The organism is Caulobacter sp. P1_B12_2, from assembly GCF_056406675.1.
In genome coordinates, this window is record NZ_JBFTZS010000330.1 from 1 (window position 1) to 5,364 (window position 5,364).

The 5,364-nt window shown below is 68.7% G+C and carries 7 protein-coding genes and 1 pseudogene; 6 read left to right on the forward strand and 2 right to left on the reverse strand.

Features of this window, described 5'->3' with window-relative positions:
* Positions 1 to 1,090 (forward strand): lytic transglycosylase domain-containing protein (locus AC1DZ6_RS18225; protein ID WP_477098556.1); only part of this gene is annotated, 1,090 nt, incomplete at its 5' end.
* A 36-nt stretch (positions 1,091 to 1,126) separates the two neighbouring features.
* Positions 1,127 to 1,465: a hypothetical protein gene (locus AC1DZ6_RS18230; RefSeq protein WP_477098557.1), complete on the forward strand. Its 339-nt coding sequence runs from the start codon at positions 1,127 to 1,129 to the stop codon at positions 1,463 to 1,465.
* Here the strand turns inward: AC1DZ6_RS18230 and AC1DZ6_RS18235 are convergent.
* The gene (locus AC1DZ6_RS18235; RefSeq protein ID WP_477098558.1) at positions 1,462 to 1,947 is read right to left on the reverse strand and encodes a glycosyltransferase; all 486 of its coding nucleotides are present in this window, start codon (positions 1,945 to 1,947) and stop codon (positions 1,462 to 1,464) included. The two genes, AC1DZ6_RS18230 and AC1DZ6_RS18235, sit on opposite strands and share 4 nt — an antisense overlap.
* 89 nt (positions 1,948 to 2,036) lie before the next feature.
* Here AC1DZ6_RS18235 and AC1DZ6_RS18240 point away from each other — a divergent pair, with 89 nt between their 5' ends.
* Entirely contained in the window at positions 2,037 to 2,699 is a 663-nt protein-coding gene (locus AC1DZ6_RS18240) for an HAD-IA family hydrolase (protein ID WP_477098559.1), read from the forward strand.
* Here AC1DZ6_RS18240 and AC1DZ6_RS18245 read toward each other — a convergent pair.
* The gene (locus tag AC1DZ6_RS18245) at positions 2,696 to 3,787 is read right to left on the reverse strand and encodes a PA0069 family radical SAM protein (protein ID WP_477098560.1); all 1,092 of its coding nucleotides are present in this window, start codon (positions 3,785 to 3,787) and stop codon (positions 2,696 to 2,698) included. The two genes, AC1DZ6_RS18240 and AC1DZ6_RS18245, sit on opposite strands and share 4 nt — an antisense overlap.
* 201 nt (positions 3,788 to 3,988) lie before the next feature.
* On the opposite strand from AC1DZ6_RS18245, the gene AC1DZ6_RS18250 reads away from it, so the two are divergent.
* The 3 genes and pseudogenes from AC1DZ6_RS18250 to AC1DZ6_RS18260 form a co-directional block, all read left to right on the forward strand.
* Positions 3,989 to 4,141 carry a hypothetical protein gene (locus tag AC1DZ6_RS18250; RefSeq protein ID WP_477098561.1) on the forward strand — a complete coding sequence of 51 codons (153 nt, stop codon included), beginning with the start codon at positions 3,989 to 3,991 and terminating at the stop codon, positions 4,139 to 4,141.
* A gap of 301 nt (positions 4,142 to 4,442) precedes the next feature.
* Complete coding sequence (locus AC1DZ6_RS18255; RefSeq protein WP_477098562.1) at positions 4,443 to 4,991, forward strand: helix-turn-helix transcriptional regulator; 549 nt, start codon at positions 4,443 to 4,445, stop codon at positions 4,989 to 4,991.
* 102 nt (positions 4,992 to 5,093) lie between these two features.
* Positions 5,094 to 5,364, forward strand: a pseudogene (locus AC1DZ6_RS18260) (signal protein PDZ); the annotation flags it as partial.

Consider the following 5,364-nt stretch of genomic DNA (forward strand, 5'->3'; position numbering starts at 1 on the left):
GGCCCTGGCCGACCGCGCCGGCGAGCCCTGGATCGCCGGCCTCGCCGCCTTCCGACAACAGTCCTACGCCCAGGCGCGAACCTATTTCGAACGCGTCGCCGATGACGACAAACAGGACGAATGGCTGCGCTCGGCCGCCTCGTTCTGGGCCGCGCGCTCGGCGGCGTCCGGCGGTCAGGCGCGCGACGTCGAGGACCTGCTGGGCGCCGCCGCCCGCGCGCCCAACACCTTCTACGGCATGATCGCCGCCCGCCAGCTGGCGCTGTCCGGCCTGGCCCTGGCCCAGGACGATCCGATCGCCGCCCTGCTGAACAAGGTTTCCTACCAAGGCCCCGACACCGTCTCGCTGGCCCGCCTGCTGGCCGCCGACCCGCGCGCGCGCCGCGCCGCGGCCCTGGCCCAGATCGGCCGCTGGGCCGAGGCCGGCCAGGAGCTGCGCGCCGGCCTGTCCCTGGCCAGCGACGATCCCAAGGCCCGGGGCGACTGGACCGACCTGGCCCTGGCGCTCAACGAGAAGGCCCCGCTGAACGCCGGGCGCGCGGCCAAGCGAGTCGGCGGCGAGGACTATCCCCTGCCCCCGCTGGAGCCCAAGGGCGGCTTCACGATCGACAAGGCCATGGTCTACGCCCTGGTGCGCCAGGAAAGCCGCTTCGACCCCTACGCCACGTCGGGCGCCGGCGCGGTGGGCCTGATGCAGTTGATGCCGATCGCCGCCGCTCGCGCCGCCGGCGACGACAAGCTGCTGGCAGACACCAGCCCGCTGCTCGACCCCAGCTTCAACCTGCGGGTCGGCCAGGACTATTTCACCTGGCTGATGGACCGGGGCCTGCAGAGCCCCGACCTGTTCCGCGCGGTGGCGGCCTACAACGGCGGCCCGGGCACCCTGATCAAGGTCCAGGAACAGCTGGGCGGCGCCGACTGCGATCCGCTGCTGCTGATCGAAAGCCTGCCGGCCCAGGAAACCCGGAACTACGTCGAAAAGGTCATGGCCTCGTACTGGACCTATCGCAAGCTGATGGGCGCCGAGACCAAGACCCTGGACGCGGTGGCCAGCGGCGCGCGGGTGATCGATTTCAGGTTGGATCAGTAGGGCCTGCCAAGCTCGATTTCCTCACTGAAGGACTCCTTGCGGTTTTGGTGGGTCCGCAATGGCGAACGCGCGGGACTGCTCGTCGTCGTTCTCATACTCGCCGCTGCCCTGGCCCTCTTTTACCCCGTGGGCCGCGTCGTTCCGCTCAGCGGCATCGTCACCGCCATCAATGTTCAGGACGCGCGAAGAGCGCCGCCCTTTAACGCCTGGGTCGATCTCGGCGGCAGCAAGACCGTCGTCGGACTACCGGACGGCCACAAATGCGTCGTGGGCTCGCGCATCGCACTAGAAAAGGCGCGCTTCCGGTTCGGCCAGCACTATGCAGCCGCGAGGCAGGCATGCGACATCGCGCCGAAGATCGCGGGTGACGGCTAAACCCGCAACCTCACGGCTCTCGGCTTCAGCCGCCCCAGCAGCGCCTTCAGCGGATCGCCGCCCGGCTTGAAGCCACCGGCGGCCTCGACGGCCTCCAGCTTCGCCAGCACCGCCAAGGGACGCCCCGCCAGGCCAAACAGCCCCGCCTGCCCGATCCAGGCCGGCTTGCCGCCGCCGCCCGCCAGATGGGCCTCGACGGCTGTCCGCCAGGCTTCCGGCAGGACCAGGTCCTCGCCCAGCGCCAGGATCCAGGCGCTCCTGACCGCCGCGCAGCCGGCCGCCAGACGCGCTCCGACATCGCCCGCCGCCTGCACCATCCGCGCCCCGCTGTCCTCGGCGATCGCCAAGGTGGGGTCGGTCGAGCCGGCGTCGGCGAACACCACCGCCTTGACCAGGCCGTCGACGGCGGCCGGCACCAGCAGGGGCAGGACGTGGACCAGGCGCGCGGCGCTGTTGTGGGTGGGCAGGACGACGGTGATCATGGTCCTGCTTCAGGGCATGGCGGAGCGGAGGTCAAGCCGAGACTTGGCCAAGTGAGACTTGGGGCGGCGAAGCATGGCATAGGCCGCCCATGATCCCGACAAAGACTCCAGACAAGGCCTACGCCGCCTTCCTGTTCGACATGGACGGCACCGTGCTCGATTCCATCGCCGTGGCCGAGCGGGTCTGGGGCGACTGGGCGCGGCGCCATGGCCTGGACGTCGAAACCTTCCTGCCCACCATCCACGGCGTCCGCGCCGAGGAGACGATCCGCCGCCAGAACCTGGCGGACATCGACATCGCCGGCGAGACCGAGGCGATCCTCCGGGCCGAGGTCGCCGACGTCGAGGGCGTGATCCCGATCCCCGGCGCGGAGGCCTTCCTGCGCGCCCTGCCGGCCGGCCGTTGGGCCGTCGTCACCTCCGCCCAGCGCGAACTGGCCCTGCGACGCCTCCAGGCCGCCGGCCTGCCCATCCCCGCCGTCCTGGTCACGGCCGAGGACGTGTCGCGCGGCAAACCGGCCCCGGACGGCTACCAACTGGCCGCCGAGCGTCTCGGCGTGGCGGCCGCTGACTGTCTGGTCTTCGAAGACGCGCCCGCCGGTCTGATCGCCGGCGAAGCGGCCGGCGCCGATCTGGTCGTGATCACCGCCACACACCGCCATCCGTTCGAGACGCCTCACGCCGTCCTCGCAGACTATGAAGGCGTCCGTGTCCTGGCCGATGCGGACGGCCTGCGCCTGGCGACCACCTAGAACAGCGACAGCTGATCCCCCGCCTTGGCCGGCACGGCGAACTGGCTCAGATCCAGCGGCTCCAGCTTGCGGTCCAGGCCAAACCGGGTCCGCGCCAGGTGGAAGCGTTGGCTCATCACCTCGGCCACGGGGCCTTCGCCGGTCATCCGCTTGCCCCACTCCGAGCTATAGGCCGCGCCGCCGCGCATCTGGCGGACCAGCGACATGACCCGCTTGGCGCGGTCGGGATGCTCGGCCGCCAGCCACTCCTCGAACAGGTCCTTGATCTCCAGCGGCAGGCGCACGGCGACATAGCCGGCCGTGGTGGCGCCGGCCGCGGCGGCGGCCTCGAGCACGCCTTCCATCTCGTGGTCGTTCAGCGACGGGATGGACGGTGCGAACATCACCGTGGTCGGCACGCCCGCCGCCGTCAGTTGACGCACGGCGTCGATCCTTCGCTTCGGCGTCGCCGCCCGAGGCTCCATGCTGCGCGACAGCCGATGGTCCAGGCTGGTGATCGACACCGCCGCCCGCGCCAGCCCCGCCTGGCCCAGCGGCCCCAGCAGGTCGAGGTCGCGGGTGATCAACGCCGACTTGGTGATGATCGTGAACGGGTGGCGAAACCGGCCCAGGGTCTCGATCACCGCCCGCGTCACCCGCAGTTGGCGCTCGTCAGGCTGATAGGGATCGGTGTCGCCGCCGATATGGATGACCTTGGGCACATAGCCCTTCTTGGACAGCTCGCGTTCCAGCAGCTTGCCGGCCTCGGGCTTGAAATAGATCTTGGTCTCGAAATCCAGGCCCGGCGAATGGCCCAGATAGGCGTGCGCCGGCCGGGCGTAGCAATAGATGCAGCCATGGCTGCAGCCGCGATAGGGATTGATCGAGCTTTCGAAGCCGACGTCGGGGCTGTCGTTGCGGGCGATGATGGTCCGCGACTTCATCGGCTGGAGCGTGGTGGCGATCTGGGCCGGCTCCTCCTCCTCGCCCCAGCCGTCGTCGAAGGCCTCGCTGACCTGGGACACGAAGCGGCTGGTTCGGTTGGACTTGGCCCCGCGTCCCCGCGCGCTGGACGGCGGATGACCGGGAAGATTAGCGGGAGCGACCATGGGCGGATCATGAACCTCGAAATGGAACATTTCAAGAACACAATGCCTCGCGGTTCTCGGCGGCGCGTAGTTTCCAGGCGCCCCTTTGGCGCAGGCCATCGATATCTTTGGCTTGGCTGACAGCTCATCGCGATCATGCCAACGTCATCGCGAGGCACGCAGGGCGACCGCCGCCCGGCCCTCCAATCGGGAAACTCCCCCATGACCACCCAACATGACGACAAGGCCGAGACCGAAGTCGAGGCGCCGCACGTCGCCAAGGTCGGCGTGACCGACGCCGGCCACAACGTCACCAGCTTCAACGAGGAGCCGATCAATGGACTCCTGGCCGACATCGCCGACGGCGACACCTGATCGACAACGGAGCGGCGGCGTCTTGGATTCGCGCCGCCGCCACGCTCGATTCCCCCTGAACCAACCCCCGTTTCTCGAAACAGCGTACCAAAACTTCAAAAACACCGGTTCAGATCAGAAATTGATCCCGGAAGTCACGAAAAATGACAGTACACCGTGCAGCATCACGGCATTCGAAGCTTAAGGGCAAGAAAGCTACACTCCATGCCATTGCGGCGGCGAGTGGCCAATGCTAGCAAAATCGAAACTGGACCCGCCGTGAGCAGCACGGAAGGTCTCCTGAAGAGGCGGCGAGCTGGACATGACTTCCACGAGCGCGAACCAGGCCTACACCCTGCCTCGCGACCAGACCCTGATCCTGGCCCGCCTGGTCACCGCCGCCTCGCGCGCCTTCGACCGGGACCCCGACGCGGCGCGTGAACTGGTGCAGCGCGCCAGCCAGATCCTCGAAGCCGAGGTCCAGCGCCTGACTCGCGACCAGCAGACCGGCAAGCTGGCCCCCTGGCAGGTGCGCACGGCGACCGACTTCATCGACCGGCACAGCGACCGCAACCTGCAGGTCCGGGATGTGGCCGCGGCGGTTCGCCTGAGCCCCAGCTACTTTTCCCACGCCTTCAAGGAAAGCTTCGGCCGGTCCGCCAAGGGCTACATCATCGAACAGCGCATCGCCCGGGCCAAGCAGCTGATGCTGACCACGCGCGACAACCTGGCCCAGATCGCGCTGGCCTGCGGTTTCTCCGACCAGGCCCATTTCTGCCGGTCGTTCGGCGGGCTGGTGGGCCAGCCCCCCAGCCGCTGGCGTCGCAGCCGCCTTGAACGCCCGACCGACCTCGCCGTCTTGGCGGCCTGACAGCGCTGCCGCGACCTTTTCCTTGCTCGAACCCCTGTTGTCAGGGCCCTCTTGTTCAGCGCTCGCCGCGCCCCAGATTGGAATCTCCTAGAGGAGATCGACTTGTCTTCACCGTTCCAAGGGCATGAGGTCGAAGCGCGGCTGCGCCCCGCCGCCAACGCCTATGCTTTCGACCTTGATCACGCGCTGTCCTCGGTCGTCGCCCTGGAATCCCGCGTTCCGGACGACGCCTTCACGGCGCGCATTCTCGGCACCGAGCGGCTGGGCAACGGCGTGGTGATCAGCGAAAGCGGCCTGGTGCTGACCATGGGCTACCTGATCACCGAGGCCCGCGAGGTGGTGCTGACGCTCAACGACGGCAAGCGCGTCCAGG

Coding starts and splice junctions, on each gene's coding strand:
- AC1DZ6_RS18235 (WP_477098558.1), bottom strand. CDS start 1,947: ATGATCACCGTCGTCCTGCCCACCCACAACAGCGCCGCGCGCCTGGTC.
- AC1DZ6_RS18240 (WP_477098559.1), top strand. CDS start 2,037: ATGATCCCGACAAAGACTCCAGACAAGGCCTACGCCGCCTTCCTGTTC.
- AC1DZ6_RS18245 (WP_477098560.1), bottom strand. CDS start 3,787: ATGGTCGCTCCCGCTAATCTTCCCGGTCATCCGCCGTCCAGCGCGCGG.
- AC1DZ6_RS18250 (WP_477098561.1), top strand. CDS start 3,989: ATGACCACCCAACATGACGACAAGGCCGAGACCGAAGTCGAGGCGCCG.
- AC1DZ6_RS18255 (WP_477098562.1), top strand. CDS start 4,443: ATGACTTCCACGAGCGCGAACCAGGCCTACACCCTGCCTCGCGACCAG.